This is a genomic window from Roseomonas sp. WA12, from assembly GCF_054165765.1.
In genome coordinates this window covers 2,461,182-2,487,537 of sequence record NZ_CM135108.1, presented here as the reverse complement: position 1 = coordinate 2,487,537, position 26,356 = coordinate 2,461,182, and the positions used below count along the sequence as shown (strand labels likewise).

Here is a 26,356-nt window from a genome sequence, read left to right as displayed (position 1 = left end):
CTCGAAGACGCGATGAATAAGAATCGCCCCCAGGACCTTATGCATCACACACGGTCCCGGAGCCAATTGACGAAACGCGCGAAAACGCCCCGCGACGCCTGCGGGCCGTGATCGAAATCGAGCACCGGGCGCCCCTCGCCGCCGCCCCAGGCCACAAGGCCCAGCGTGGTGGCGAAACCCGGTGCATGGAACGCTTCCGGAAGGCCGCGAAGCGGCGCCGGGCGGCCGAGCCGCACCTGCCGCCCGAGGATCCGCGCCGCCGCCTCGCGCGCACCGACGAGCTGGCTCGCGCCGCCCGTCAGCACCACGCGCTGGCCGGTTTCGGGCCCGAGATTTGCGGCCAGGAGCCGGTCCCGGATCAGTTCCAGCGTCTCCTCGACGCGGGGGCGGATGATCGAGAGCATCTGGGCGCGCGGCACGCGCGACAGCATCTCGCCATCCTCCCCAAGCTGGGAAAGGGAGAGCATCTCGCGCTCGTCCTCGATCGTGCCGAAGAGGCTCCCATACATGGTCTTCAGCCGCTCGGCCTGGTCGAGCGGGGTGGAAAGGCCGCGAGCGAGGTCGTTCGTCACCTGCCAGCCACCGACCGGCACCTGCGCCGTATGGATCAGATGACCTTCATGCAATACGGCCAGCGAGGTGGTGCCGCCGCCCATGTCGATCACCGTCGCGCCAAGCTCCCGCTCATCGTCCGAGAGTGCGGAAAGCGCCGCGGCGAAGGGGGCGGAGACGGGCTCTTCCACCTCAAGGTCGCAGCGGAACAGGCTGGTGCCGAGGTTCTTCAGCGAGGCGGAGGCGGCATCCACCATGTGCAAGCGCACGCCCAGGCTCTCGCCCAGCATGCCACGGGGGTCGGCGATGCCGGGAGTGGCATCCAGGGTGAAGCCAAGCGGCAGGGCGTGGATCGCTTCGCGCCCCTCCTCCGCCATGCGCTTGCGGCCCTCGGCGACCATGGCGCGCAGGTCCGCATCCGTGACCGCGCGCCCGCCGATCGTCCATTGCACATGTTGCTGCCGGCTCTCCGGCTGGCCGCAGGAGAGGTTGACGATGACGCCGGACAGCTTTGTGTCCGCCATCTCCTCAGCATGGGCGACGGCGGCGCGCACCGAGCGCTCGGCGGCGCCGAGATCGACGATGTTGCCGCCCTTCACACCATGGGCGCGCTGCCAGCCATAGCCCAGGGCGCGCGGCATCCCGTCCGGCTCGATCCGCGCAATGATGCAGACGACCTTCGTGCTGCCGATATCCAGCACGCCGAAGGTGCCGGCGCGCGCACGCGGATGGCGCGGGCGGGGCGGGGCGGCGCCAGGACCAGCGCCGGAGCCGGTGCCGTCCGCCGTGCGGGACATGGCGTTCAACCGTTCCTCCCGGCACGCGCCCGTGTCGCGGCGGGGGCGGCGGCCGGCTCGGCCGGGGCGGCAACGGGGCGCAGCACCAGCCGGTCCGGCAGGCGCAGGTCCACGGTCTGCATCGGGCGGTCCAGCAGCTGGTTCTGGCGCTGCAGCTCGGCAAGGCGCTGGATAGCGGCTTCCTCATGCCCCTCGGGCAGCAGAACGTCGGTGCCGCTGTGCAGGCGCAGATTCCAGCGGCGCTCGCCGATCCGCACCAGCGCCTGGGTCCGGGCCATCACGTCTGGTGCCTCGCGCAACCGGTCGTGCAGCGTGGCCGCGGCCTTCTCAGCGCCGGCACCGACGATGAGCGGCAGCGGGCCGAAGGCATCCAGACGATCCGTGGCCACCGTCCGCCCCTCGCGGTCCACCACGGCGAAGCGCCCGCCATTCTGCCAGATCGCGAAGGGCGCGCGCTCCTTCACCCGCACGAGCACGAGGCCGGAGAGGTGGCGCTGAACCTCGGCCTCCTCGATCCAGGCAATCGCCTCCAGCCGCTCGCGCGCCGTATTCGGGGCGAAGCCCAGCACGGAGTCGCCCGCGCGCACGCCGAGTGCCTGGCGGATCAGCGCCTGGGGCGTGTTCCGTACGCCCTCGACCCGCACCTCGCTCACCACAAGTCCACCGACCCGCGCACCGAGGGTGCTCATGGCGCCGTCCATGGCGGAGGAGATCTTGCTGGCGGGATCCAGGCTCGCCACGCCGGCAGCGGCGACGCCGAACAGCGCGAGCAGCGCGGCGATCTTCCCGGCCGGCTTCAGCATCGGCTTGCGCCGGCGCAACCACAGCCGCAATGCGCTAGGGCGGACCGGCTCGGGCAGCGCGGGGCGGGCGCGGACGCCGGCGGCGAGCTTACGCGGCATCGCGCATCCCCTTGGTGTCGCGCGCCATCCCGTCATGCCGCGCCTGGCGAACCATCCAGGCGCAGAGCTCGGGGAAGGCGATGCCGCAATAGGCCGCCTGTTCGGGCACGAGCGAGGTGGGCGTCATGCCGGGTTGGGTGTTCACCTCCAGCAGGATCAGGCCATCCGCGCCGGGAAGGGAATCATCCCAGCGGAAGTCGGAGCGGCTGACCCCGCGGCAGCCGAGCGCTGCATGGGCGCGCACCGCAACATCCATCGCGCGGTCTCGCACGGCATCCGGCACGGCGGCGGGAATGACGTGGCGGGAGCCGCCATCGGCGTATTTTGCGTCGTAGTCGTAGAATTCATGGCCGGTGGCGATCTCGGTCACTGCCAGCGCCCGGTCCTCCATTACCGCGACCGTCAGCTCGCGCCCGGGAATGAAAGGCTCGGCGATGATCTCGCCCCAGCGCCAGCCCGTTGCGATTTCCGCGCGGCGGTTGTCGCCCGTGCGCAGGATGAACACGCCGACGGAGGAGCCCTCGCGCACCGGCTTGACCACATAGGGCAGGGGGAAGGGATCGGCCGCCGCCAGCGCCTCCGCCTCCAGCAGCCGGTGGGGCGCGACGGGCAGTCCGGCCGCGGCGAAGGCCGCCTTGGCCGCCGCCTTGTCCATCGCCACCGCCGAGGCCCGCAGGCCGGAATGCGTGTAGGGGATGCCCATCCAGTCCAGCACGCCCTGGATGCAGCCATCCTCGCCGAAGCGGCCGTGCAGCGCGTTGAACACGGCATCTGGCCGTGAGGCGGTGATGGCCGAGACGAGCGCGCCGAGATCCGGGCCGGGATCGAGGGTCGTCACCTCGAAGCCGCCCTCACGGAGGGCTGCGGCGATCTCGCGGCCGGAGGAAAGCGAGACCTCCCGCTCGTTCGAGAGGCCGCCGAGAAGGACCGTGACGCGGGTCATGCGGGCTCTCCGATGCGCCTGATCTCCCATTCCAGCGTGACGCCGGAATGGGACAGCACGGCGGCGCGCACCGCCTCGCCGAGCCCCTCCAGATCCGCCGCGGTGGCGTCGCCGGTGTTCAGGAGGAAATTGCAGTGCTTCTCGCTCACCTGCGCACCGCCCAGGGTCCGGCCCCGGCAGCCCGCGGCGTCGATCAGGGCCCAGGCCTTGTGGCCCGGCGGATTGGCGAAGGTGGAGCCGCCGGTCCGCGCCCTCACGGGCTGCGTCGCCTCCCGGCTCTCACGGATTTCCGCCATGCGGGCTGCGATCACCGGAGCATCGCCCGGCACGGCCCGGAAGCGTGCCCTCACCACCACGCCGCCGGGCGGCAGCTGCGACCGGCGATAGCTGAGACGCAGATCGGCCTCGCGCACGCGCAGCAGGCCATCCGTCGTGGCGATCTCGGCCCAGTCCAGCCGGTCCGCCACCTCGGCGCCATAGGCCCCGGCATTCATGGCGACCGCACCGCCGATGCTGCCCGGAATGCCCGAAAGGAACTCCAGCCCGGAGAGCCCGGCGGCCGCAGCGTGCTCGGCCACCGTCGCATCCAGCGCCGCGGCACCCGCCACCACGCCCTCGCCATCCACCACCACGTCGCCGAAGCCGCGCGCGAGGCGCAGCACGATGCCGCGCACCCCGCCGTCGCGCACAATGAGGTTGGAGGCCGCGCCCATCACCGTGATCGGCGCCTCGGCCCGGCGTAGAAGCCGCAGCAGGTCATCCACATCCGCAGGCCGCACGAGCCAGTCGGCGGCGCCGCCCACACGGAACCAGGTCGCCGCCCCCAGCGGTGCATCGGCCTGCACGCGGCCGCGCAGGCCGGGGAGCGGGGCCTCCGTCATGTCGACGGAGGCGCTCACGCCGCGCCCTTGATCCGGCGCGGGCCGGACTTGGCCTGCAACTCGGTCAGTTGCGCCGGCAGCGCATGCGCCCAGGTCGTGATGTTGCCGGCGCCGAGGCAGACCACGTAGTCGCCCGGCCGCGCGATGGCGTGCACCATCTCCGCCAGGTGGTCGGGGCTGGGCAGCGGCACGACGCTGCGATGGCCGTGGGAGCGCAGCCCCTCGACCAGCGCGTCCTGATCGCGCCCCTCGATCGGCTGCTCCCCGGCCGCATAGACATCGGCTACGATCACCGTGCCCGCATCGTTCATGCAGGTGCAGAACTCGTCAAACAGCGCGTCCAGGCGGGAGTAGCGGTGAGGCTGCACCACGGCGACCACGTCCCTCGCGCCCGCCTGCCGCGCCGCCTTCAGCACGGCCGCGATCTCCACGGGGTGGTGGCCGTAATCGTCGATCACGGTGATGCCGCCCGCCTGGCCCGCCAGGGTGAAACGGCGCTTCACGCCCTTGAAGCCGGCCAGCGCCATGCGGATCGTCTCCTCCGGCACCTCCATCTCCACGCCGATCGCGATCGCCGCCAGCGCGTTGAGGACGTTGTGCTGGCCGAGCATCGGCAGGCGGAAGGGCTTGAAGGCGCGCGAGCGCTTCGTCACACGGTCCTGCACCACCACATCGAAGGTGGCGCCCATGCGGTCCGTGATCACGCGTTCGGCGCGCACATCGGCCTGGGGCGAGAAACCGTAGGTGATCAGGCGGCGGTCCGAGAGGCGCGGGATCATCGCCTGCACCTCGGGGTGGTCGGCGCAGAGAACCGCGAAGCCGTAGAAGGGGATGTTGCCGACGAACTGGGCGTAGCCCTCCTTCATCGCATCCGCCGTGCCCCAGTGGTCCAGATGCTCGGCATCCATGTTCGTGACCACGGCCACCACCGCTGGCAGCTTCAGGAAGGAGCCGTCGCTCTCATCCGCCTCGACCACCATCCACTCGCCGGCGCCCAGCCGGGTGTTGGTGCCGTAGGCGTTGATGATGCCGCCGTTGATAACGGTCGGGTCGATCTTCGCGGCTTCCAGCACGCAGGCGACAAGGCTGGTGGTCGTGGTCTTGCCATGGGTGCCGCCGATGGCGATGGACCATTTCAGCCGCATCAGCTCGGCCAGCATCTCCGCGCGGCGCACCACCGGCAGGAAGCGCGTGCGCGCCGCCTGGACCTCCGGATTGTCCTTCTTCACCGCCGAGGAGATGACGACGACCTGCGCCTCGCCGATATTGGCGGCGTCATGCCCGATGGCGACGGGGATGCCGGCTTCGCGCAGCCGGGTGACGTTGTAGCCCTCCGCGATGTCGCTGCCCTGCACCTGGTAGCCGAGATTGTGCAGCACCTCCGCGATGCCGGACATGCCGATGCCGCCGATGCCGACGAAGTGGATGGGACCGATATTCAGTGGCAGGGCGCGCATGGGCTAGGCTGCTTTCCCCAAAGGGTTGTGCTGCGGCATGTCCGCCACCAGAGAGAGAACCCGATCCGCAAGCCTCGCGGCCGCATCAGGTTCTCCCAGGGATGCCGCAGCACGGGCCATGTCGTCCAGGGTTTCCGGTGCCTCCAGATACTTTTTCAGCGATGTGGCAAGGCTATCGGCCGTAAACCTCGCCTGGAACATCAATTCCGCCGCTGAGAGGGCGGAGAGCGACCGCGCATTCGCGCTCTGATGGTCGTCGATCGCGTGTGGAAGGGGCACGAGGATGGAGGGCCGGCCGGCGCAGGCGATCTCCGCCACGGTCGAGGCCCCAGCGCGCGCGATCACCAGATGGGCCGCCCGGTACCGTGCCTCCACATCACGGAAGAAGGGCGCGAGCTCTGCCCTGACGCCCGCGGCGGCATAGGCCGTGCGAGTGCGGTCCATGTCCTCCTGCCGGCACTGCTGCACCACCTCGATCCGGCGCCGCGCTTCGGCCGGCAGCGCGGCAATGGCGGCGGGGACCACATCTGCGAAGATCCGCGCACCCAGCGAGCCGCCGATGACAAAGATTCGGAAGACGTCGAGCGGGCGCGTGTAACCCTGCCCGTGCAGCGCGGCGATGGCGGGCCGCACCGGGTTGCCCAGCACCTCCGCCCGCACGCTCGGTGGCACGCGCGTCGTGCCAGGAAAGCACAGCGCCAGCAGATCCGCCCCGCGCGCCAGCGCCCGGTTGGCGCGGCCAAGCACCGCGTTCTGCTCATGCAGCACCACCGCCGGTCGCCGCGAGGCGGGCAGAAGCCGCGCCGCGACCAGCGGCGGCACCGAGGGATAGCCGCCGAAGCCCACAACGGCCGAGGGGTTGAGGTCGACCAGGAGGCGGCGTGCCGCGATGGTGCCGCGCGCCAGGGCCAGCGCGCCCTTGGCCGCGCCCAGCACGCCATGCCCCGCAAGCCCCGAACCGGGCAGCACGAAACGCTCGGCATGCGCGAAAACAGGGCTGGCCAGTGCGGAGGAGCGGGCATCGGTCATCAGCGCCACGCGCTCGCCACGCCCGATCAGGGCTGCGGCCAGCGCCTCGGCCGGGAAGAAGTGCCCCCCCGTGCCACCGGCGGCGATGATGATGGGCCGCGCCCCCGGGCCCCTCACCGGATACCGCCCTGGGACAAGCCCTCCTCGGCCCGGTTCAGCCGCTTCCGCGTGAGCGCGAGGAGGAATCCCATGCCGAGCGCGATGGCGATGACCGAGGAGCCACCATAGGAGACGAAGGGCAGGGTCATGCCCTTGGTGGGAATGAGGTGCAGCGAAGAGGCCATGTTGATGAAGGCCTGCAGCCCGAACTGCGTCAGCAGCCCGGAGGCTGCGAGGATGACGTAGAGATCCGTCTCCGCCAGCAGCCGCATCATCCCGCGCACCACCACGAAGGTGAACAGGCCGAGGATGAACAGGCAGACCAGCAGCCCGAACTCCTCCCCCACCACCGCGAAGACGAAGTCGGCATGGGCGTCCGGCAGCACGGTCTTCATCCGGCCCTCGCCGGGGCCGACGCCCATCATCCCGCCGGCACCGAAGGCCTCAAGCGCCACATCCACCTGGTAGCTCGCGCCCCCCTCGCCATAGAGAAACTGGTTCACGCGCTTCTGGACGTGGGAGAACAGGAAATACGCGCCGACCAGGCCGGAGACGCCGAGCCCACCCAGCGCCGCCACGATGGCCAGGTTGATCCCGGCGACGAAGACTTGGGTGAAGAACACCGCGGAGATGACGAGCAGCATCCCGATATCCGGCTGGCGCTGGAGCAGCACCGCCACCAATCCGTAGAGCCCGAGCACCATGCACCAGGCCACCCAGCCGCGCCGCCCGGCCGCCTTGGCCTCCGCCATCAGCCAGGCCGCGACGATGGCGAAGCAGGGCTTGAGGAACTCGGAGGGCTGCAGCGACCCGAGAAGCGGCAGATTCAGCCAGCGCCGCGCGCCCTTCACCTCGGCGCCGATCACCAGGGTCGCCAGCGTCAGCACCAGCGCGCCCACGAAGCCGAGGATCGCGAGCCGCTTCACGCCCTTGGGGCTGAGCAGCGAGACACCTGCCATCAACGCGGAGGCGAGAAGGAGGAAGAAGACCTGCTTGGCAAAGAAGAGGTCGCGCGTGGAGGCATTGATGCGCTCGGCCACCGCCGGCGCCGCGGCCAGCACCATGACGTAGCCGAAGCCCACCAAAGTCAGCAGGGCCGCCAGGGTCAGGCGGTCCACGCTCCACCACCAGCGCCCGAGAGTGGATGTATCGGCGCGGGAGAGTGCCATCAGGCGGGCTCCGCTTCACGGTTGATGAGATCGGCCACAAGGGTGCGGAAGGCATCGCCCCGCGCCTCGAAGCTGCGGAACTGGTCGAAGGAGGCGCAGGCTGGGGAGAGCAGCACCGCCCCGCTTCCCGTGCGCCGCGCGGCCTCGAGCGCGGCCGGCACCGCGGCCTCCAGCGTGGATACGATGCGATGCGGCACGCGGTGGGCTGCTAGAGTCGCCGCGAAATCCTCCGCCGACTGGCCGATCAGCAGCGCTTCGGCTACGTGCGGGAACAGCGGCGCCAGCGGCTCGATCCCGCCCGCCTTGGGCACCCCGCCCGCGATCCACACCACCTTCTCATGGCAGGCGAGGGCATAGGCGGTGCTGTCCGCGTTCGTCGCCTTGCTGTCGTTCAGGAAGGCGATGCCGCCAAGCTCGCCCACACGTTCCTGCCGATGGGGAAGGCCGGGATAGGTGAGGAGGGCGGAGGCGACCACCTCCCTAGAGATACCGAGGCCGAAGGCCAACGCTGCGGCAGCGGCGGCATTCTGCGCGTTATGTGTCCCCGGCAGTGCGGCGGCGTGCGAGAGATCCGCGATCACCCCGGCATCGTCGCGCAGCAGCGTGCCCTCCGCCCAGATGCCGCCGGGCTGCGGCGCGTTGCCGGAAACAGGAATCACCCGCCCTTGATGCGCGGCGGCCAGGGCGCGGGTGTCGGCATCGTCCATGCCAAAAACGGCGGTGCCGTTGCCCTGCATCACCCGCGCCTTGGCGGCAGCGTAGCCGGTCATGTCGCCATGCCGGTCCAGATGATCGGGCGAAAGGTTCAGCAGCGCGCCGAGATCGAAGCGAGCCCTGTCCAGCCGCTCCGCCGAATAGGAGGACACCTCGAGGATATAGACGCCGTCATCGCCGAGGATCGGCATGTCGAGCGCAGGCGGACCGAGATTGCCGCCCGTTGCCACCACCATTCCCGCTGCGCGCGCCAGGTGATCCAGCAGCGCGGTGGTGGTGGATTTGCCGTTGGTGCCGGTGATGCCGACGAAGGTCGCCCGGCTGCCCGCCGCCCGCACGGCGCGGAACAGGAATTCGATATCGGCCAGGACCGGTGTGCCGATCTCCGCGGCCCGCAGCGCCAGCGGATGGGCCCGCGGCCCGCGATGCGGGATGCCCGGCGAGATCGCCAGGACATCGAACTGCTCGGGCTGCGCGACCCGGATGCCGACGGCGGCAGCCCCTTCCCGGGCAGTCTCGCCGTCGTCCCAGCCCGTGACGGAGGCACCCCATTCCCGCAGGCGCTGGGCCGCGGGCAGCCCGGCCCGCCCGAGGCCGAGCACCGCGATTTCCATGCCCGAGAACGGCCCCGCCGCGGGCATCGGCATCACCGGATCTTCAGCGTGGAGAGGCCGACAAGGGCCAGCACCATGGAGATGATCCAGAAGCGGATCACGATGGTCGGCTCTGCCCAGCCCTTCTTCTCGAAGTGATGGTGCAGCGGCGCCATCAGGAACACGCGGCGCCCCGTGCGCTTGAACCAGAACACCTGGATGACGACCGAGAGGGTCTCGACCACGAACACACCGCCGACGATGGCCAGCACCACCTCGTGCTTGGTCGCCACCGCCACCGCTCCGAGAGCGCCGCCCAGCGCCAGGCTGCCTGTGTCGCCCATGAACACCGCGGCCGGCGGCGCGTTGAACCACAGGAAGCCCAGCCCGGCCCCGATCAGCGCCGAGCAGAACACCGCCAGCTCGCCGGTGCCCGGCACGAAATGCAGCTGCAGGTAATCTGCGAAGACGCGGTTGCCGACGAGATAGGCGATCAGCGCGAAGACGCCCGCCGCGATCATCACGGGGACGATGGCCAGCCCATCAAGCCCATCCGTCAGGTTCACCGCATTGGAGGCGCCGACCATCACCAGCATGCCAACCAGGGGGAAGAAGATGCCGAAGGGAATCAGCAGCTCCTTGAACACCGGAAGGGTGAGGCTCTCATTCAGCCCGGGCGGCAGGAAGTAGAGAATGGCGAAGGCGACGAGCAGCCCCAGCCCGAACTGCACCACCAGCTTGCCGCGGGCAGAAACGCCTTTGGTGTTCCGCTTCGTCACCTTCAGCCAGTCGTCGGAGAAGCCCAGCAGACCGAAGCCGAGGGTGACGAGCAGCACCGCCCAGACCATGCCGTTCCGCAGATCCGCCCACAGCAGCGTGGAGACGGTGAGCGCGAGCAGGATAAGCACGCCGCCCATGGTGGGCGTGCCCTTCTTTTCCACCAGGTGCCGTGCCGGCCCGTCCTCGCGGATCGGCTGGCCACCGCGCTGGAATCCGCGCAGCCAACGGATCACCATGGGGCCGAACAGCATCGAGACGATCAGCGCGGTGATGCAGGCCGCACCGGCGCGAAAGGTGAGGTAGCGCAGCAGGTTGAAGACGATCAGGTCGCCCGGCCCGGCGAGAAGGGCGGGGATCATGCCGCCGCTCCCTCAATGCCCGCGCTGCGGATCGCCCGCACCACCACCGCCATCCGGCTACCGAGCGAGCCCTTCACCAGCACCGCATCGCCCGCGCGCAGCGCGCCGGCGATCACGGGTGCCAGCGCCGCGCTGTCCACCGCATGCTCGCCACGCTTCTCCGCCGTCAGCGCGGCATGCAGCGCCGCCATCTGCGGCCCGCAGGTGAAGACGATGTCGGCGCAATCGGCCGCATCCCCCGCCAGCGCGGCGTGCATCGCCACGCCCTCCTCGCCCAACTCCAGCATATCGCCCATCACAGCCACGCGGCGCATTCCCTTCTGAGCCGCCAGGACGGCGAGGGCCGCACGCATGGAGGTCGTATTCGCATTGTAGGATTCATCGAGCAGCAGCACCGTGCCGCCTTCGACGGGGATGGCCACGCGCGCCCCCCGGCCGGCCATCGCGGAAAACCCCGCCAGCCCTGCGGCGAAGCGCACCGGATCCGCCCCGAGGGCCTTCACCGCCGCAACCGCCGCAACCGCATTCATCGCCATGTGCCGCCCGGGCACGCCGAGCGAGACGGCGAACTTCTCCCCTCCCAGCGCCACGTGGAAGGATTGGCTATCCGCGCCACCTTCCCAGCCCAGCAGCCTGGCGTCGCCGCCCTCGCCGAAGGTGACGACCTGTACCCCGGCCTCCTCGGCCCGGCGCCGCAGCAGACCGGCGTGTGGACCTTCGGCGGGCAGCACCACCACGCCGCCCGGCTCCAGCCCGGCCACGATATCCGCCTTTTCCTCAGCGATGATCTCCAGCGAGCCCAGCCGCCCGAGATGCGCCGGCGCGATGGTGGTGATGATTGCCACATGCGGCCGCGCCAGCCGCGACAGCGGCGCGATCTCGCCCCGCGTGTTCATCCCAATCTCGATCACGCCGTACCTGGCCGAAACAGGCATCCGCGCAAGGGTGAGCGGCACGCCCCAATGGTTGTTGTAGCTCGCCGCCGCTGCATGAACTGTGCCGCAGGCGGAAAGCCCGGCCGCCAGCATCTCCTTGGTGCTGGTCTTGCCCACGCTGCCCGTCACCGCGACGATGCGGGCCGTGGACCGCGCGCGCCCGGCCGCACCCAGCGCCGTTAGCCCAGCAAACGTATCGCCCACCCGCAGCAGCAGCGACGCACTGGGTATGTCGCGGTCCACCATTGCGCAGGCTGCACCCCGGCCCAGCGCATCCGCCACGAAATCATGCCCATCGCGCGTATCGCGCAGGGCCACGAACAACTCGCCCTGCGCCACGCCGCGGCTGTCGATCGACACGCCGGAAACCGACACGCCATCCGGCACTGCGCCGCCGGTCGCGTCCCGCAGCGACGCCGAATCCCATAGCGGCGTGCTCACTGCGCGATTCCCGCCAGCCGCCGGACCACGGCTACGTCGTCGAAAGGATGCGTCACGCCGCCGATGGTCTGGCCGCTCTCATGCCCCTTGCCGGCCACCGCCAGCACGTCGCCCGGGCCGAGCGCCGCCATCGCCTCCGCGATCGCCGCCTCGCGTCCGCCGATCTCGACGCCGCCGGGAAGGGCGGCCAGAACTGCGGTGCGGATCGTGGCCGGGTCCTCGCTGCGAGGATTGTCGTCCGTCACCACCGCGCGGTCGGCACTCGCCGCCGCCGCACCCATCAGCGGCCGCTTGCCAGGATCACGGTCGCCGCCCGCGCCGAACACAACATGCAGCCGCGCCGCATGGGGGCGCAGCGCCGAGAGCAGCCGCTCCAGCGCATCCGGCGTGTGCGCGTAATCCACATAGACCGCCGCCCCGTTCGGCAGGCGCGCGGCCAGCTCCATCCGCCCGCGCACGCCGGCCAGCCGGGGCAGGGCGCGCAGCACGCGGTCGGCGGGAAGGCCGGTCGCCACGGCCAGCGCAGCCGCCACCATCACGTTGTCCGCCTGGTAGCGCCCGACGAGCGGCAGATGCACCGTCTCGCGCCGGCCGAAAAGGCTGATTTCCAGCTCCTGCCCATCGGCAAGCGGCGCGTGGCGCAGCAGCCGCAGATCAGCCCCGGCCTCACCAACCGTCAGCAGCCGCAGCCGGCGTGCGACGGCGATGCTGCGCAGCGCGGCCAGGGTCGCGCCGTCCATATCCGCATTGGCCACCGCCGGGCGGCCGACGTCCAGCAGCGTGTCGAACAGCCGAAGCTTGGCCGCGCGATAGGCCTCGATGCTGCCGTGATAGTCTAGATGGTCGCGCGTCAGGTTTGAGAAGCCAGCACCGGCCAGCGTCACCCCGTCCAGCCGTCGCTGCTCCAGCCCGTGGGAGGAGGCCTCCATCGCCGCATGCGTCACGCCCGCGCGCGCAACCGCGGCGAGGGTGGCGTGCAGGGAGACCGGGTCCGGCGTGGTGAGCGACGGCCCCTGCGGAAAGCCTTCTGCCACGAGCCCGAGCGTGCCCATGGAGGCTGCGCGCGCGCCGCCATCGGCCCAGATCTGGCGCAGGAAATCCGCCGTGCTCGTCTTTCCGTTGGTGCCTGTCACGGCCACCACCGTGCCGGGCTGCGTGCCGTGGAAGCGGGCGGCCATCAGGGCCAGCGCGCGGCGCGGATCGGCGGAGGTCACCAGGGGCCGGGGCGGCACGCCGGGCGGCCATTCCGTGCCCTCGGGCGCCAGGATGGCCGCGGCGCCGCGGCGCACGGCCTCCTCGATATGCGCGCGCCCATCCGTGCGCGCGCCGGGCAGCGCCGCGAAGAGCGCGCCCGGCACCACCTGCCGGCTGTCCGCCGTCAGCGCCGTCACGTCCGGCCGACCCGAGGAGCCGCCGTCGAAACGCAGCGCGATCGGGTCCAGCCGGGCCATCAGCTCATCGAGCCTCATGGCTCGTCGGCTGGAAGCCAGCCCCGTCGGGCCGCGGCAGGGTGGCGGCCTGGGCGGCCATGGAGAAACGGATCCGGCTCACCGCCTGATCCCGCATGACGTCCGCCTCCGTCACTCGCAGCGGCACGGGCGGCGCGAGGGTCGGGGTGGAGGGCACGGGCTGCGGCGTGGCCTGCCGCGGCGAGATGGCCGGCGTCGTGACCGGGCGGCCGGGCACGGCGGGCGGGGCAGCCGCCGGCGTATTGGCAGGCGCACCCGCGCGCAGGGCGGGTGTGCCGGCTGCCGGCGCGCCGGGGCGCGGCCCGGGCCGGCCGGGCTGCAGCGGAATGCTGACTGCCTGCAGGATGCCGGGCTCCTGCGGGTTCTCCGGCACCAGCCCCAGCACCGGCGCGATGCGCGCGATGACCGAGCCCGCCGCCGGCGCCGCCACCCAGCCTGCCGTCGCATAACCATGCGACCGGGCATTCGGGTTCGGCTCGTCCACCATCACATAGACCGCGTAGCGCGGCGCGTTCATCGGGAAGGCGCCCACGAAAGCGGCGATGCGCTTGTTCGGCAGGTAGCCGCCGCGCGGCCCGGTCTTCTGCGCCGTGCCTGTCTTGCCACCGACGAAGTAACCCGGGACATCGGCGCCCTTGGCCGAGCCGTCCGTCACCACCAGCCGCATCAGGCGGCGCATCGTCTCCGAGGTGCGCTCGCTGATCACGCGCGTGCCCTCGCGCACCGTGCCGGGCGCCTGCGCGAGCAGCGTCGGCTGGCGCAGGATGCCACCATTGGCGATGGCCGAAACACCGGTCACCACATGAAGGGGAGTGACGGAGATGCCGTGGCCGAAGGAGATCGTGAGCATGTTGATATCGCGCCAGCCATTGGCTGGCGGCACCAGGGGCAGGGCCGTCTCTGTGATCTCGATGCTCTGCCGGGACAGCATGCCCATGCGCTGCATGAACTCGCGCTGCCGCACCGGCCCGAAGCCCTGCGCCATATGCGCGGCGCCGAGGTTCGAGGAGTAGGCCAGCACCTCCGGGAAGGTCAGCCAGCGACCCTTGCCCTTGTAGTCGCTGATGGTGAAGCGCCCGTAGCGGATCGGCTGGGAGGCGTTGAAGCTGCTTGTGTTGGCGTTGGCGGTGCCGAATTCCAGCGCGGCCGCGGCGGTCAGCAACTTGAAGGTCGAGCCCGGCTCATAGGTACCGACGGTGACGCGGTTGAAACGCTGCTCCGGCGTCGCCGCCCCGATATCGCCCGCGTCGTAATCCGGCAGGGACACCATCGCCATCACCTCGCCGGTGTGGATGTCCAGCACCACGCCCGCGCCGCCAATGCCGGTATAGTCCTCGATCGCCTTGGCCACCGCGTCGCGCAGCGCAAGCTGCACGCGGATGTCGACGGAGGTGCGCAGCGGCTCGTTCGGCAGGGCGCGCAGGCGCTCGTCATGGTAGCGCTCCATGCCCGACAGGCCGGCGCCATCCACGTCCACATTGCCCAGCACATGCACCGCCGCCCGGCCCTGCGGGTAGTAGCGGCGCTGGGAGGTCTCGAAATGCAGCCCGGCGATGCCGAGGTTGTTCACGGCCTGCTGCTCGCGCGGGGTCAGCGCTCGCGCGAGGTAGGAGAACTGCCGCTCCCCGCTCAGGCGCCCCACGAGGCGGGAGGCGTCGAGCTGCGGCAGCACGCGCGACAGGCGTTGCGCCACCTCGGTCGGATTCTCGATCTGACGCGGATTCGCGTAGAGCGCGGTGACGGGAAGCGAGACCGCCAGGATCTCGCCGTTGCGGTCCGTGATGGAGGCACGGCGGCTGCCCGGCTCGGCGGAGGGCGCGGGCATCACCTCGCGCGCGGCCATGCGGCGCGGCTCTCGCGGGTTGATCACGGTGGCGACCGTCGCCTTCAGCGCCACCGCACCGAAGAGCAGGCCAAAGCCCGCGGCCGCCAGCACGAGTCGCCCGCGGCTCCGCTCGAGCACCGCGCGGCGGGCGAGGTCCGGCTGGCCGCTGCGGGCCGCGCGCGGATCGCCGACGCGGGAGGCGCGCACCGGCTCTCGCAGGTGATAGGCGATGGTGGCGTTCGGATCGGGGGCGGTGGGGTCGCTCACCGCAGGCTGCCCAGCGTCGCGGCGTTGGCGCTGGCCATCGGCACGGGCGGGGCGAGCATCGGCCGCGCCGCGGCGCCGAGCATCGAGCCCGTGCCGGCCGGCATGTCAGGCGCGCGCGGCGCCGGGGCGGCGACGGCGGGGGCGGTGGGCCGCATGTGCAGCGCGGTCCGCAGCAGCGCCGCCGGCAGCGGCGGGGCGGAGAGGTTCATGCCGCGATCGACCTCGCGCTCGGCCGAACGGTCCGGCAGGCGCTCGACGAGCCGCGTCTCCGCCGGGCGCGCGGTGCTCGAGCTGCCGGCAGGGACCGGGGCGGGGAAGCGGGGCAGGGCAGGGCGGGTCGCCTCGGCCAGGCGCGACGCCGGCTCGGCCGCCCGCGGCTCGGGGATGCGGGCGCCGGCCAGCTGGGGCAGATGCGGCGGCGCCACGCGCAGGGGTGCCGGGCGTTCGGTGGTGATACGCTCGGGGGCCACGCGTTCGGCGACAACCCGCTCGGGCGTCGGGCGCTCGGCCACCGGTGCGGGGCGGGCCGGCACGACGGCGGCGAGCTGCGCGGGAGCCACCGCGCGCGGCGCGGCCGGCGGCAGCGGCACGACAGAGACCGAAGCGGTGGGCGCGGGCGACGCCGGCACTGCCTGGGCGAGGCGGGCGGCAGCCGAGGCAGGCGCCGGTGCGGATGCGGCGGCGGTGACCAGGTTGTTCGCCGACGGGCTGTTGGCGGCCGGTGCGGTGGCGGACACCGCCGGCATGGCCGCGGCCACCGCCGTCCCGACGCCCGTGCCCAGCCGATCGGCCGGCGTCGGCGCAAAGAGGCTCGGAGCGCCGGCGAAGGCGACCGCAGCGGGCAGGCGGCGCTCCAGCTCGGCGGGGCGGACGAACTGCGCCGTCTGCATCACGTCGAGCGGCAGGTTGCGCGCGGCGGCAGCGCGCAGCCGTTCCGGCTCGTTCAGCAGCGCCCATTCTGCCCGCAGCACCGAGGTGCGCTCGCGCGCCGCATCTGTCTGCTTCACCGTGTCGCGCAGGGTCCGCTCGAGCTGCGAGACCTCGTGCTTCACCCCGTAGAGATGCAGTCCCGCGCCGGCCGCGGCGACGAGCGAGAGGAAGGTGAGGGGTCGGATCATGCGGCCAGCCTCTCGATAGCGCGGAGCCTTGCGGACCGCGATCGTGGATTCGTGGTGGACTCTGCCATGGAAGGCCGCAGAGCGGTGGTGGTGAGCAGGCGGAATTCCGCCTGTTTCGTGGCATTTTGCAGCGATGCCGGATCGAAGCGGGACGCGCCCGGCGACCGGCCCGAAGCATCGCGCATGAAGCGCTTCACGATCCGGTCCTCGAGCGAGTGGAAGGACACGACGACGAGGCGTCCGCCGGGCGCGAGAAGCCGCGCCGCCGCCTCGAGTCCGCGCTCCACCTCGCCCAATTCGTCGTTCACGCGCAGGCGCAGCGCCTGGAAGCTGCGCGTTGCGCTGTCCATGCCCGAGGGGTCGCGCGGCATGACCATGTGGATGGCTTCCGCGAGCTGCAGCGTCGTCTCGAAGGGCGCGTCGCCGCGGGCAGCGATGATCTTGCGCGCGATTCGGCGCGAATGCCGCTCCTCACCCAGCTGCCACAACAGGTCGGCCAGCTCGCGCTCGGGCAGGGTGTTCACGAGGTCGGCCGCGGTCGGGCCGGTCTTCCCCATGCGCATGTCGAGCGGCCCGTCGGTGCGAAGGGAGAAGCCGCGCTCCGCCTGGTCGATCTGGTAGGAGGAGACGCCGAGATCGAGCACCACGCCATCGAGCGCCGCGATCCCGCGATCGGCCATCAGGGAGAGCATGTCGCCGAAGCGCCCCTCCACGAGATGCAGCCGCCCGGGGAACCGCGCCACGAGCGACGCACCGCGGGCGATCGCATCGGGGTCGCGGTCCACGGCGTAGAGGGTGCAGTCGGCGGCGGAGAGGATGGCGCTTGCATAGCCGCCACCGCCGAAGGTGCCATCGAGAAGGGTGGCACCTTCACGCGGCGCGAGATTGGCGAGCACCTCGGCCAGCATGACGGGCACATGGCCGCCCCCGGTCGGGTCGGGCATGACGAGGGAGAGGTCGGCCTCGCTCATGCGCGGCCGCTCTGGCCGGGAACGGTGGAGGGGATGGTCAGCCCGCGCTCGCGGATTCGCTGCTGGGCATCCGCCTTGCGCCGGGCCAGCGCCTCGGGCTCCCAGATCTGGAAGGAGCGGCCGAGTCCCGCAAAGCTCACCGCTTCGACCAGACCAGCATGGGCGATGAGGTCGTCGGGCAGCACCAGTCGCCCGTCGCCGTCGGGGCGAGTCTCGAAGACGCTGGAATACATGCCGAAGGACAAGTCCTCGAGCGGGTCGGAAAACTGGTCCATCCGCTCCAGGCCACTGGTCATTTCAAGGTAGAAGGGCGCCGGCCAAACCTCGACGCTCGGGTCGCGGTGAGACGGGCGGAGAACGATATCCAGCGAGCCCAGGCCCTCGAGCTTGGCGCGGAAATGGGATGGGACGGAGACCCGCCCCTTCCTGTCCAGCTTGCCCGTAAAGGTGCCCAAGAACTGGGTCATCCGCTGGAACGTCCGCCCCCTCTCGGTCGCACCGGGGGAGCAGGATTTCCGGGTCAAGCGGCCGGCGAGGCCCCCCGACCCCGCCGGCTCACCCGACCATCCCGCCAGCCCCTCGCCCCCCTCAGGTCCGGGCCCTTGCGGGATGCCCTGGGATAACATGGGACGGAGCGGGCCAACAAGCACGATTGCGGAGAGATGGCGAAGTGTTGCTGACGGGCAACGTCCGTTAATTCCGAGGAAATCAATTGGTTATCAGCGTAGGTTCGCACGGGCGTTCGGGAAAGGACCAGACGGCCTGTAAGCCGGGTTCTGTCGGCCCTTGCGGACCGGGCGACCATTCCTCTGGAGCCACCGTCGCCGATGGCTTCTCGCGGCCAACCCGGATGGCGGGGCGGGAAAGCCCCCGACGACAGGCCCTTTCGGACCCTCGCCGGCCATCCCTATTCGGCCTTGCTCCCGGTGGGGTTTGCCGTGCCGCCCCCGTTGCCGGGGGCGCGGTGGGCTCTTACCCCACCGTTTCACCCTTACCCGCGGACCCTGGGGCGAACCCCATGGCCAAGTGGGCGGTCTGTTCTCTGTGGCACTGTCCCTGGGGTCGCCCCCGCCGGCCGTTAGCCGGCACCGTTTTCCCGTGGAGCCCGGACTTTCCTCCACCGCCTCCGAAGTTCAACCCCCGGAGACTGGCAGCGGTCGCCCGGCCGTCTGGTAGGGCAGCGTATGCGACTCGGCGCAAACAGGGTCAAGCGCGGGCCCGGTGCGGATGGTGCGGCTCTGTCAGCCCGCCTCGGCCAGCGCCGCCACAGCTTCCAGCCGTGCCAGCGTGCCGGCATCAGGCCGCCCGCCCCACTCCTCCTGCCGCCAGTGCCGCTGGAAGGCCACAAGCGCCACGTCGGGGCGCGCCGGGTCCACCTTGTACCCGATGCGGCGCATCAGCGCCGTCGCCCGGGCCATGCCGCCCTGCACCACCGAGAGGTCGCCCGGATCAATCCCGCCCGGGACGTCCTCCGGCCACAGCCCCACACCTAGCGAGGCCAAGCCCTTCCAGTCGAATAGCTCCCCCGGGTCGCGCTTGCGGTCCGGCGAGACGTCGCTATGCGCCACCACGTTGCGGGCCGGAACCGGATGGCGCGACATGATCCCCAGGCAAAGATCCGCCACCGCCGCCATCTGCAGGGCAGGGAAGGGGCGGTAGCCGCAGGAATGGCCGGGATTCACCACCTCGATCCCGATGCTGCGCCCGTTAAGCTGTTCGTTTCCCCGCCAGGAGGAGAGGCCGGCATGGAAGGCGCGCCGCTCCTCCGGCACCAGCCGGAATACCTGCCCATCCTCCTCCACCACGTAGTGGGAGGAGACCCGCGCCTCCGGGTCCCGCAGCCGGGCTATGGCCGCGGCGCCGGTCTCCATGTCCGTGTAGTGCAGGATCAGGGTGTCGACCGGGATGCCCAGCGGCCTCTCGTCCTGGTTGGGACTCGGCAGCTCGGTGATGTGGAGGCCGACCTCCTGCGGGACCAGGGCCAACCCGTCACTCGCGGGCACGCGCGCGGCCGGGCGCGCGGGCAGGCGGCCGCGCCGGGCGTTCACCGGGTGCGCTCCAGCCCAGGGCTGGCATGCAACACCCGTCGGTTCATATCCCGCGCTCCCGCTTGATCCGGTCCCAGGCGGCGTTGATGTCGGCCACCTTGCCGGTCGCCCGCCGCACCAGGTCTGCCGACAGGCCACGCGCGGTCATGCTGTCCGGGTGGTGCTCGCGCATCAGCCGCTTCCAGGTCTCGCGCACCTGCTGGTCGGTCGCATCCCGCGGCAGGCCCATCACGGCATAGGGGTCCGGCCCCTCGGGGGCGAGGGTGGCGCCGGCGGAGGCGGGGTTGGGCAGGCCCAGCCGCGCACGCTCCCAGGCCGCGGCGTCCAGCCCCAGCCGGGCATGGACGCCGCCGAGAAAGGCCAGCTCCGCCCGGTTCGGCGGTCCGTCCACCTCGGCGATGCGGAACAGCGCGCCCAGCACGTCCTCCAGCACCGGCTTTTCCTCGGCGAAGGCAGTGCCCAGGCGCTCGGCATAGGGCTCGGCTCCCTCGGCGCTGTCGCGCGCGCGGTCGAACAGCTTGGCGACCTCGCCCATGTTTTCGGGCGGGATGCGGAACATGCGCTTGAAGGCGTCGATCTCCGCCCGTTTGACCGGCCCGTCGCATTTGGCGAGCTTGGCCGAGAGAACGACGACCGCGATGGCGAACAGGCTCTCGCGCGAGCCCATCATCGCCGCGATGCGCGCGCCATCCAGCCCCGGCACGCCGAGATTGGGCAGGCCGTTCAGCGTGCCCTCATCGGCCGCATGGCCCAGCGCGCTGCCCAGCACGGCGCCCACCGGGCCGCCCATGGCGAAGCCGACCGCGCCGCCGATGATCTTGCCCCAGAAACCCAAGACCGCTCCATCCGCCGAGATTCACCAGCCTATGCCCCGAATCCCGGCGGATCGGAAGCGCGCCGCTTTCTTGCCGCCCGGGCCTGCCTCAAGCATGGTCGCGCCGAGGGAATCGCGGGATTCCAGGCGGCGCGGAGGTGACTTGTCCAGAACGGGGTCAGGAGCCGGCGCCAGCGCCGCGCGGCCGCATGGCCGGGCCGGGCCGGCCGACGCCCGGATTCTTGCCGCCCGGTACCCCGCCTGACATGCGCCGTCCTCTTCTCGCCGGCGTTGCCGTCTTCCTGATCCTGGGCGCGATCCTCGCCACCCTCTGGGCCGCTCCCCTCTTCACCGATTGGACCGCGCGTCGCGACCAACTGGCCGAGCTGGCCTCCGCCCGTATCGGCCGCCCCGTCACCCTGCATGGCCCGGTCCGCCTGCGCCTGCTGCCCTATCCCGTGGTGGAGGCCCAGGGCGTCACCTTCGGCGAGCCCGGGGACGGCCTGGCCTTTGCCGCCAGTTCGCTGCGCCTCCGCGTGGATGGCGCCGCCCTTCTTCTCGGCCGCATCGTCCCGCGGGAGGTGGCGATCGTCGGCGCCGAGTTGCGCCTGTCCTGGCCGCCGACCGATGCCGCCAACCTTCCTTCCAGCCTCTCCGCCCTCTCCGCCCGGCTGGTGGACAGCCGGCTGATCATCGGCGGCGTGCGGCTGGAGGGCGTTCAGGCCCAGCTCACCGCGGGCGACGCCAGCCAGGGCCTCCGCGCGGAGGGGCGCTTCGCCTGGATCGGGCTGGAATGGCGGTTCGAGGCGCATCTTGGCCGTCCCGGGTATGACGGCATCACCCCTGCCGACCTCTCGCTGGCCATGGGCAATGCCACGGTTGCCGCCCGCGGCGTGCTGACGCCGGACGGCACGGTGGAAGGAAGCGTCGAGGCTTCGGGCCCCGACCTGAACCTTCTCGTTCCCGGCCCGCCCGGCGCCTTCCGCGCCCGGGGCCGTCTAACCGTGGCGGCGGACCTGCTGGCAGCGGATGAGCTGGCCCTCGATATCGGAGGCAGCCCCGCCCGCGGCGCCCTAACGCTCCGCCTCAACCCCACGCCCCGGCTGGACGCTGCGCTGGTGGCCAGCAGGCTCGACCTCGATCCCTGGCTCGCGGCGCTGCGCGCCCGCCCCACCGCCCTGCCGCTCGGCCTCGATCTCTCGGCCGAGGCCGCGACCTTCCGCGGCGTGCCCCTCCGCCGCCTCCGCGCCGCCGCCTTCCGCGAGGGCGGGCCGGAGAACACCCGCCTCACCCTCTCCGATGTCTCGGCGATCCTGCCCGGGGGCACGACCGTGGAGCTGAACGGCGCCACGGCCGGTGACCGTCTGGAGGCCGCGCTGCGCTTCTCCGGCACCGACCTGCGCGGCACCGTCGATGCGCTGGGCCCAGTCATCGGCCCCACGACCGGACTCCGGGCCGACTGGCTCGCCCCTGGCCGGCTGCGGCAGGGCGAGGGGAGGGCCAGGCTAGTACTGGAACCCGGCTCCATCGCCATCCCAGAGCTCTCCGCCACCCTCGACGGCACCCGTGTCTCCGGCGCCGGCGTGCTGCGCTTCGGCGCCCGCCCCGCCCTCGGCCTCGGCCTCACCCTCGACACGCTGGATCTGGAGGGGTGGCTTCGCCCAGGCCTCGACTGGCCGGCCACCAGCCGCCTTTTTGGCGCCTTCGACGCCAACCTCCGCTTGGCCGCCGAGCGTGCCCGCTGGGGCGGCACGACGCTGGAACGCGCCTCGCTGGACGCGGCGCTGGAAAATGGCCGCCTCACACTCCGCCGCCTGGCCGGGCAGGTGGCGGGGGGCGACCTCTCCGCCTCGGGCATTGCGCTTCTCGGACTTACGCCCCGCATCTCCGACGGGGTGGTGGAGTTCTCTGCCCCCAACGCCCGCGCCCTGGCCTCCCTCCTCCCAGGCGGCTGGCCCGACAACACGCGGCTGGCTGGCGAACCTGTCATCCTTCGCGCCACCGGCGGCGGCACGCCTGAGGCCCTCGCGCTGCAGGCCGGCGCCGAGCTGGGCGAGGCAAGGGTAGAGGCCGCAGGCACGCTCGACCTTTCCGGACGGCGCGGCAGCGGCACTCTCACCCTTCGCCATCCTGGTGCGCCCCGGCTGATCACAGATGCTCTCGGCCAGCCGCCGGGCGAATGGATCGGCCAGGGCTCCCTCTCCCTCGTCACGGCGCTCGCCGCCGGGCCCCAGGGCGTGACGGCGGACCGATTCGACCTCGTGGCCGGTGCCCTGCGCGCCAATGGCCAGCTGGCCCTCGCACTGGATCCCCGCTTGCGCCTGACCGGACGCATCGCCGCCGAGACCGTCACCCTGTCTCCCATCCCCTGGCGTGGCCGGGACCCGCTGCCCCTCGCGGCCCTTCGCGTGGCGGATGCCGAGATCGCTCTCTCGATCGCCCGGTTGCAGCCCGCCGAGCTGCCGGCGCTGCGCGACCTCCGCGCCCGGCTGCGTCTCGCCGCCGGCAACCTGGCCCTTGAGGAGATCGAGGCCGGTCTTGAGGGCGGCACGCTGCGCGGCAACGCCTCGCTCGATACCGCCAGCGACACCCCGCGCCTGTCCCTCGCCAGCGCGCTGCGCGGCGCCCTGATCTCGGGCCCCCTGCTTGGCCTGCCTTTGGAGGTGGCGGCCGGAGACGCCGATGCAGACCTCCGGCTGGCTGCCACGGGCAGCAGCCCCGCCGCGCTTCTCGGCACCCTCTCCGGCGAGGCCGCACTTGCTGTACGCCGCGGGCGCCTTACCGGGATCGATGCCGCTGCGGCAGGCCGCGCCGCCACGGCCGGCGACGAGCCTGCCCTGCGCCGCGCCCTGCAGGACGGAACCACCGAGTTCGAAACCCTTGCTCTCCGAGCTGCCCTTGCCGGCGGACGCGCAACACTGTCCGAAGGCAGCGCCGCAGGAGAGGGCATCGCGCTCACCCTGCGCGGCGAGCTGGATCTTCCGCGCGCGGCGCTGGACCTGACGGCGCTGCAGAAGCCCGCCGATCCTGTGCCGGAGGTGGGGGTTCGCCTGACCGGGCCCATCGGCATCCCGCGGCGGGTGCCGGAGCTTTCGGCTTGGCTGCGGTGGCGGGCGGAGCGGTGAAAGGCCGGGGAGACGGCGTCCTCCCCGGCCCGTCTCCTATTTGTGCAGCTTGGCGAAGTTCGCGGCGATGCGCTGCTGCAGGAAGTCGCTGGCCGTGATCGGCGCGTCCTTGCCGGAGGGCGGCCGAATCAGCGCGTCCCGGTTGGCCTGGCAGAAGAAAGGCAGGGAGAAGCGCGGGCCGAGATACTCGCCCGCCCGCGGCATCCGCACCCGGTGCAGGGTGGACTGCAGCTGGTCGTCGCTCCAGCGCATCAGCATGTCGCCGATATTGCAGGTGATCACGCCGGGCAGCGGCTCCACATCCGTCCAGGCCAGCTCGCCACCCTCTTCCACGTCCTTGCCCGGGCAGAGCTGCAGCCCACCCTGGCCGGTGCGCTGGTGCAGCAGCGTCAGGCAGTCGTAATCCGTGTGCGCACCCGCACGCCAACCGGTGAAGTCCTCGGCCTTCGCGTTCTCCATGGCCATGTAGTGGATGAGGCGCAGCGTGGACTGGTACTCGGGCGAGGTCGGGTCATGCGCCTCGGTAAAGAAGTCAGGCGGAAAGCCGAGCTTCATCGCGAAGCAGGACAGCACCTTCATCCCGAGCGCCCAGTTCGCCCGCTCGAAGGCGAGCATGACGGCCTTGAAGCCCGGCAGCTCCTCGCCCGTCGGCCACAGCCCCTTCATGCGCGGCACGGTGACCTGAAAGGACTCCTTGTTGTCCACCGTGCCCGTGGAAGGACGCACCTGCTCCTTGTACTCCCAGCCCCAGTTGGTCCCCTTCACCATCGGGTACTTGGCCTTGGTTTCCCCGGGCAGGTCGAAGAAGCGGGCGGTCATGTCGAACGCCTCGTCGATCTGCTCCTGCGGGATGCCGTGATTCACCAGCTGGAAAAAGCCGGTGTCGGTCGAGGCGGCCCAGAGCTGCTCCGCGATCTCGGCCTTGCGCGCCTGGAAGTCGGACATATCGATGCGCGGCACGTTGCGGGCCTTGGTGGTGCCCATGCCACCGAAGCCCCGCTCCTTGTTCAGTTCCCTCAGCGCGTAATCCTGGCTGGCCGACATGTTCATCTCTCTCCGTGCTGGAAGGAGCAATGTCAGAGGGCCGCAGGGGCCGCTCACCGCTTCTACTCCTGGGAAGCCCGCCCGCCGGACCATCCAGGGGAGGGCAGATCGCTGGGGGTGCCCCGGCTCAGCCCTCCACCGCATCGTGCGCATGGCAAACCACGGGCAGCGGAGGGGATCCGGCCCGTTCGGCACGCGCATGACAGAAGGAGAGTGAGAGCAGGGGACACCTCGACCAGTTCGATCGTGGAGCAATGCCCTGGGACCCTCTTGGGGAACCCTGGCCGCTTCTACCCGCGCATCCCGATTAGGACGGCCGGGCATCCCGTCGCAAGAAAAAACGCGCCGGGGTCAGCGCCGTGCCAGCCCTAGCGCCAGCACGCGCAGGGCCGAGGCCAGCGGCAGTTCCGGATCGTCGCGTGAAGCGTCCGCCGCCGCCACAAGGCGCAGGAGCGGTTCCCCCCGCTGCGCCGCCGCCGCCTCCAGCACCGCCCAGAACTCAGGCTCCAGCGCAACCGAGGTGCGGTGCCCCGCCAGGGTGAAGGATCGCTTGATAAGATGCCCCGCCATCGCTCCTGGCCATCAGCCCCCGGTGAGCGTGGCGCCGGGCCGCGTCATCTCCCCCGGCCGAACCCAGCGGTCGAAATCCTCCGGGGTGACATAGCCCAGCCTCTCGGCGGCATCTCGCAGCGTCAGGTTCTCCGCCAGCGCCACCTTCCCGATTTGCACGGCCTTGTCGTAGCCGATGCGCGGGTTCAGCACGGTCACCAGCATCAGCGACTTCGCCAGGTTCTCCGCGATGCGCTCCCGGTTCGGCTCCAGCTTGTCCACCATGTTCACCGCGAAGCTTTCCGCGCAGTCGCCCAGCAGCGTGGCCGATTGCAGCACGGCCTGGATGATCACGGGCTTGAAGACGTTCAGCTCCAGATGGCCTTGCGCACCCGCGACGGTAACGGTGGTGGTGTTCCCCATGATCTGCGCGCAGACCATCGTCAGCGCCTCGGACTGCGTCGGGTTCGTCTTGCCCGGCATGATGGAGGAGGACAGCCCGTCCGCCGGGAAGATCAGCTCCCCGAAGCCGGCACGCGGTCCGGAGCCCAGCAGCCGCACGTCATTGGCGATCTTGTTCAGCGAGACGGCGACCGTGTTCATTGCGCCCTGAAGGGCGACGAAGGCGTCATGCGCCATCATGCCCTCGAAGGGGTTCACGCTGGCGGTGAACGCCAGCCCGGTCAGCTCCGCCACCCGCCCGGCAAAAACCCGGGCGAAATCGGGATGCGTGTTCAGCCCCGTGCCCGCCGCCGTTCCGCCCTGGGGAAGCCGCAGCAGGTCCGGCAGCGCTGCCTTCACCCTGGCGATGCCAAGTTCCACCTGCATCGCCCAGGCCGCGAATTCCTGGCCGAGCGTGACGGGCACCGCATCCATCAAATGCGTGCGCCCAAGTTTCACGATGGAGGACCACTCCTCCGCGCGCCGCGCGAGGCTGGCCTGCAGCAGTTCCAGCCCCGGGATCAGCCGCGCCGTCACCACCTCGGCCGCGGCCACATGCATCACCGCCGGGAAGCTGTCATTCGACGACTGGCCGCGATTCACATGGTCGTTCGGGTGAACCGGCGCCCGCGATCCCAGCGCCTGCCCGAGCATCCCGTTCGCGAGGTTCGCGATCACCTCGTTCGCGTTCATGTTGGTCTGCGTGCCCGAGCCGGTCTGCCAGACCGGCAGCGGAAAATCGGCATCGCGCTCATTGGCCGCGATCTCGCGCGCCGCGGTGATGATCGGCTCTGCGATCTCCGCCGGCAGCTCGCCTAGTGCGAGGTTCGCCTCGGCGGCCGCGACCTTCTGCAGCCCCATTGCGCGGATCAGGGCCGGGGGGAAGACCTCCGTCCCGATGCGGAACAGCCGCCGGGCCCGCTCCGTCTGCGGCCCCCAGAGGCGGTCGGCCGCGATCTCGATCGTGCCGAGGCTGTCGGTTTCGGTGCGGGTGGGCTGGTCGTGCGGCATGGGCGCAGTGTGCCAGCCCGCCC

Annotated in this window: 21 protein-coding genes and 1 other RNA gene; 1 reads left to right on the top strand and 21 read right to left on the bottom strand. The window is 71.4% G+C overall.

What is annotated here, in order from left to right; translation table 11 throughout:
- Window positions 1-44: 44 nt before the first annotated feature.
- The 18 genes from ftsA to ACVBD7_RS11810 all read right to left on the bottom strand — a co-directional run bounded on the left by ftsA (window position 45) and on the right by ACVBD7_RS11810 (window position 20,184).
- Entirely contained in the window at window positions 45-1,349 is a 1,305-nt protein-coding gene (ftsA, locus tag ACVBD7_RS11895; protein ID WP_458093421.1) for a cell division protein FtsA, read from the bottom strand.
- A 5-nt stretch (window positions 1,350-1,354) separates the two neighbouring features.
- A complete protein-coding gene (locus ACVBD7_RS11890) occupies window positions 1,355-2,251 on the bottom strand; it encodes a cell division protein FtsQ/DivIB (RefSeq protein ID WP_458093419.1) in 897 nt (298 codons plus the stop codon).
- Window positions 2,241-3,194, bottom strand: a complete 954-nt coding sequence (locus ACVBD7_RS11885; protein WP_458093417.1) for a D-alanine--D-alanine ligase — start codon at window positions 3,192-3,194, stop codon at window positions 2,241-2,243. Before ACVBD7_RS11885 ends, ACVBD7_RS11890 begins: the two co-directional genes overlap by 11 nt.
- Window positions 3,191-4,075 carry a UDP-N-acetylmuramate dehydrogenase gene (murB, locus tag ACVBD7_RS11880; protein ID WP_458097690.1) on the bottom strand — a complete coding sequence of 295 codons (885 nt, stop codon included), beginning with the start codon at window positions 4,073-4,075 and terminating at the stop codon, window positions 3,191-3,193. The genes ACVBD7_RS11885 and murB overlap by 4 nt, the downstream gene beginning before the upstream one ends.
- Before the next feature lie 14 nt (window positions 4,076-4,089).
- On the bottom strand, window positions 4,090-5,532 hold the full coding sequence (murC, locus tag ACVBD7_RS11875) for a UDP-N-acetylmuramate--L-alanine ligase (RefSeq protein WP_458093415.1): 1,443 nt from the start codon (window positions 5,530-5,532) through the stop codon (window positions 4,090-4,092).
- A 3-nt stretch (window positions 5,533-5,535) separates the two neighbouring features.
- Window positions 5,536-6,678 (bottom strand): undecaprenyldiphospho-muramoylpentapeptide beta-N-acetylglucosaminyltransferase, encoded by a 1,143-nt coding sequence (murG, locus tag ACVBD7_RS11870; protein WP_458093413.1) that lies wholly within the window; start codon window positions 6,676-6,678, stop codon window positions 5,536-5,538.
- Window positions 6,675-7,832: an FtsW/RodA/SpoVE family cell cycle protein gene (locus tag ACVBD7_RS11865; protein ID WP_458097689.1), complete on the bottom strand. Its 1,158-nt coding sequence runs from the start codon at window positions 7,830-7,832 to the stop codon at window positions 6,675-6,677. The genes murG and ACVBD7_RS11865 overlap by 4 nt, the downstream gene beginning before the upstream one ends.
- Entirely contained in the window at window positions 7,829-9,184 is a 1,356-nt protein-coding gene (gene murD / locus ACVBD7_RS11860) for a UDP-N-acetylmuramoyl-L-alanine--D-glutamate ligase (RefSeq protein ID WP_458097688.1), read from the bottom strand. The genes ACVBD7_RS11865 and murD overlap by 4 nt, the downstream gene beginning before the upstream one ends.
- 5 nt (window positions 9,185-9,189) lie before the next feature.
- Window positions 9,190-10,275, bottom strand: a complete 1,086-nt coding sequence (gene mraY, locus ACVBD7_RS11855) for a phospho-N-acetylmuramoyl-pentapeptide-transferase (RefSeq protein ID WP_458093411.1) — start codon at window positions 10,273-10,275, stop codon at window positions 9,190-9,192.
- Window positions 10,272-11,651: a UDP-N-acetylmuramoyl-tripeptide--D-alanyl-D-alanine ligase gene (locus ACVBD7_RS11850; protein ID WP_458093409.1), complete on the bottom strand. Its 1,380-nt coding sequence runs from the start codon at window positions 11,649-11,651 to the stop codon at window positions 10,272-10,274. Before ACVBD7_RS11850 ends, mraY begins: the two co-directional genes overlap by 4 nt.
- Window positions 11,648-13,102, bottom strand: coding sequence for a UDP-N-acetylmuramoyl-L-alanyl-D-glutamate--2,6-diaminopimelate ligase (locus ACVBD7_RS11845; protein WP_458097687.1), 1,455 nt, complete (start codon window positions 13,100-13,102; stop codon window positions 11,648-11,650). Before ACVBD7_RS11845 ends, ACVBD7_RS11850 begins: the two co-directional genes overlap by 4 nt.
- A gap of 4 nt (window positions 13,103-13,106) precedes the next feature.
- Window positions 13,107-15,212: a penicillin-binding transpeptidase domain-containing protein gene (locus ACVBD7_RS11840; RefSeq protein ID WP_458093407.1), complete on the bottom strand. Its 2,106-nt coding sequence runs from the start codon at window positions 15,210-15,212 to the stop codon at window positions 13,107-13,109.
- A complete protein-coding gene (gene ftsL, locus ACVBD7_RS11835) occupies window positions 15,209-16,330 on the bottom strand; it encodes a cell division protein FtsL (RefSeq protein WP_458093405.1) in 1,122 nt (373 codons plus the stop codon). Before ftsL ends, ACVBD7_RS11840 begins: the two co-directional genes overlap by 4 nt.
- Window positions 16,327-17,274, bottom strand: coding sequence for a 16S rRNA (cytosine(1402)-N(4))-methyltransferase RsmH (rsmH, locus tag ACVBD7_RS11830; RefSeq protein ID WP_458097686.1), 948 nt, complete (start codon window positions 17,272-17,274; stop codon window positions 16,327-16,329). Before rsmH ends, ftsL begins: the two co-directional genes overlap by 4 nt.
- Before the next feature lie 23 nt (window positions 17,275-17,297).
- Entirely contained in the window at window positions 17,298-17,768 is a 471-nt protein-coding gene (locus tag ACVBD7_RS11825) for a division/cell wall cluster transcriptional repressor MraZ (protein WP_458093403.1), read from the bottom strand.
- Between the two features lie 282 nt (window positions 17,769-18,050).
- Window positions 18,051-18,474: RNase P RNA component class A (gene rnpB, locus ACVBD7_RS11820), an RNA gene on the bottom strand.
- Between the two features lie 68 nt (window positions 18,475-18,542).
- The gene (locus ACVBD7_RS11815; protein ID WP_458097685.1) at window positions 18,543-19,244 is read right to left on the bottom strand and encodes an N-acetylmuramoyl-L-alanine amidase; all 702 of its coding nucleotides are present in this window, start codon (window positions 19,242-19,244) and stop codon (window positions 18,543-18,545) included.
- A 148-nt stretch (window positions 19,245-19,392) separates the two neighbouring features.
- Window positions 19,393-20,184 (bottom strand): TerB family tellurite resistance protein, encoded by a 792-nt coding sequence (locus ACVBD7_RS11810; protein ID WP_458093401.1) that lies wholly within the window; start codon window positions 20,182-20,184, stop codon window positions 19,393-19,395.
- A 245-nt stretch (window positions 20,185-20,429) separates the two neighbouring features.
- On the opposite strand from ACVBD7_RS11810, the gene ACVBD7_RS11805 reads away from it, so the two are divergent.
- A complete protein-coding gene (locus ACVBD7_RS11805) occupies window positions 20,430-23,288 on the top strand; it encodes an AsmA family protein (protein ID WP_458093399.1) in 2,859 nt (952 codons plus the stop codon).
- Between the two features lie 36 nt (window positions 23,289-23,324).
- Here ACVBD7_RS11805 and ACVBD7_RS11800 read toward each other — a convergent pair whose 3' ends face one another.
- The 3 genes from ACVBD7_RS11800 to ACVBD7_RS11790 form a co-directional block, all read right to left on the bottom strand.
- Window positions 23,325-24,332 carry an isopenicillin N synthase family dioxygenase gene (locus tag ACVBD7_RS11800; protein WP_458093397.1) on the bottom strand — a complete coding sequence of 336 codons (1,008 nt, stop codon included), beginning with the start codon at window positions 24,330-24,332 and terminating at the stop codon, window positions 23,325-23,327.
- 351 nt (window positions 24,333-24,683) lie between these two features.
- The gene (locus ACVBD7_RS11795; RefSeq protein ID WP_458093395.1) at window positions 24,684-24,902 is read right to left on the bottom strand and encodes a ribbon-helix-helix domain-containing protein; all 219 of its coding nucleotides are present in this window, start codon (window positions 24,900-24,902) and stop codon (window positions 24,684-24,686) included.
- 12 nt (window positions 24,903-24,914) lie between these two features.
- On the bottom strand, window positions 24,915-26,333 hold the full coding sequence (locus ACVBD7_RS11790) for a class II fumarate hydratase (protein ID WP_458093393.1): 1,419 nt from the start codon (window positions 26,331-26,333) through the stop codon (window positions 24,915-24,917).
- Window positions 26,334-26,356 lie beyond the last annotated feature (23 nt).

What these genes read in the sequence shown, in the direction of transcription:
- ACVBD7_RS11845 (WP_458097687.1), bottom strand. Translation starts at nt 13,102, where the DNA reads ATGGCCCGGCTGGACCCGATCGCGCTGCGTTTCGACGGCGGCTCCTCG.
- ftsL (WP_458093405.1), bottom strand. Translation starts at nt 16,330, where the DNA reads ATGATCCGACCCCTCACCTTCCTCTCGCTCGTCGCCGCGGCCGGCGCG.
- ACVBD7_RS11825 (WP_458093403.1), bottom strand. Translation starts at nt 17,768, where the DNA reads ATGACCCAGTTCTTGGGCACCTTTACGGGCAAGCTGGACAGGAAGGGG.
- ACVBD7_RS11885 (WP_458093417.1), bottom strand. Translation starts at nt 3,194, where the DNA reads ATGACCCGCGTCACGGTCCTTCTCGGCGGCCTCTCGAACGAGCGGGAG.
- mraY (WP_458093411.1), bottom strand. Translation starts at nt 10,275, where the DNA reads ATGATCCCCGCCCTTCTCGCCGGGCCGGGCGACCTGATCGTCTTCAAC.
- murD (WP_458097688.1), bottom strand. Translation starts at nt 9,184, where the DNA reads ATGCCCGCGGCGGGGCCGTTCTCGGGCATGGAAATCGCGGTGCTCGGC.
- ACVBD7_RS11800 (WP_458093397.1), bottom strand. Translation starts at nt 24,332, where the DNA reads ATGTCGGCCAGCCAGGATTACGCGCTGAGGGAACTGAACAAGGAGCGG.
- ACVBD7_RS11795 (WP_458093395.1), bottom strand. Translation starts at nt 24,902, where the DNA reads ATGGCGGGGCATCTTATCAAGCGATCCTTCACCCTGGCGGGGCACCGC.
- murB (WP_458097690.1), bottom strand. Translation starts at nt 4,075, where the DNA reads ATGACGGAGGCCCCGCTCCCCGGCCTGCGCGGCCGCGTGCAGGCCGAT.
- murC (WP_458093415.1), bottom strand. Translation starts at nt 5,532, where the DNA reads ATGCGCGCCCTGCCACTGAATATCGGTCCCATCCACTTCGTCGGCATC.
- ACVBD7_RS11790 (WP_458093393.1), bottom strand. Translation starts at nt 26,333, where the DNA reads ATGCCGCACGACCAGCCCACCCGCACCGAAACCGACAGCCTCGGCACG.
- rsmH (WP_458097686.1), bottom strand. Translation starts at nt 17,274, where the DNA reads ATGCCCGACCCGACCGGGGGCGGCCATGTGCCCGTCATGCTGGCCGAG.
- ACVBD7_RS11805 (WP_458093399.1), top strand. Translation starts at nt 20,430, where the DNA reads ATGCGCCGTCCTCTTCTCGCCGGCGTTGCCGTCTTCCTGATCCTGGGC.
- ACVBD7_RS11890 (WP_458093419.1), bottom strand. Translation starts at nt 2,251, where the DNA reads ATGCCGCGTAAGCTCGCCGCCGGCGTCCGCGCCCGCCCCGCGCTGCCC.
- ftsA (WP_458093421.1), bottom strand. Translation starts at nt 1,349, where the DNA reads ATGTCCCGCACGGCGGACGGCACCGGCTCCGGCGCTGGTCCTGGCGCC.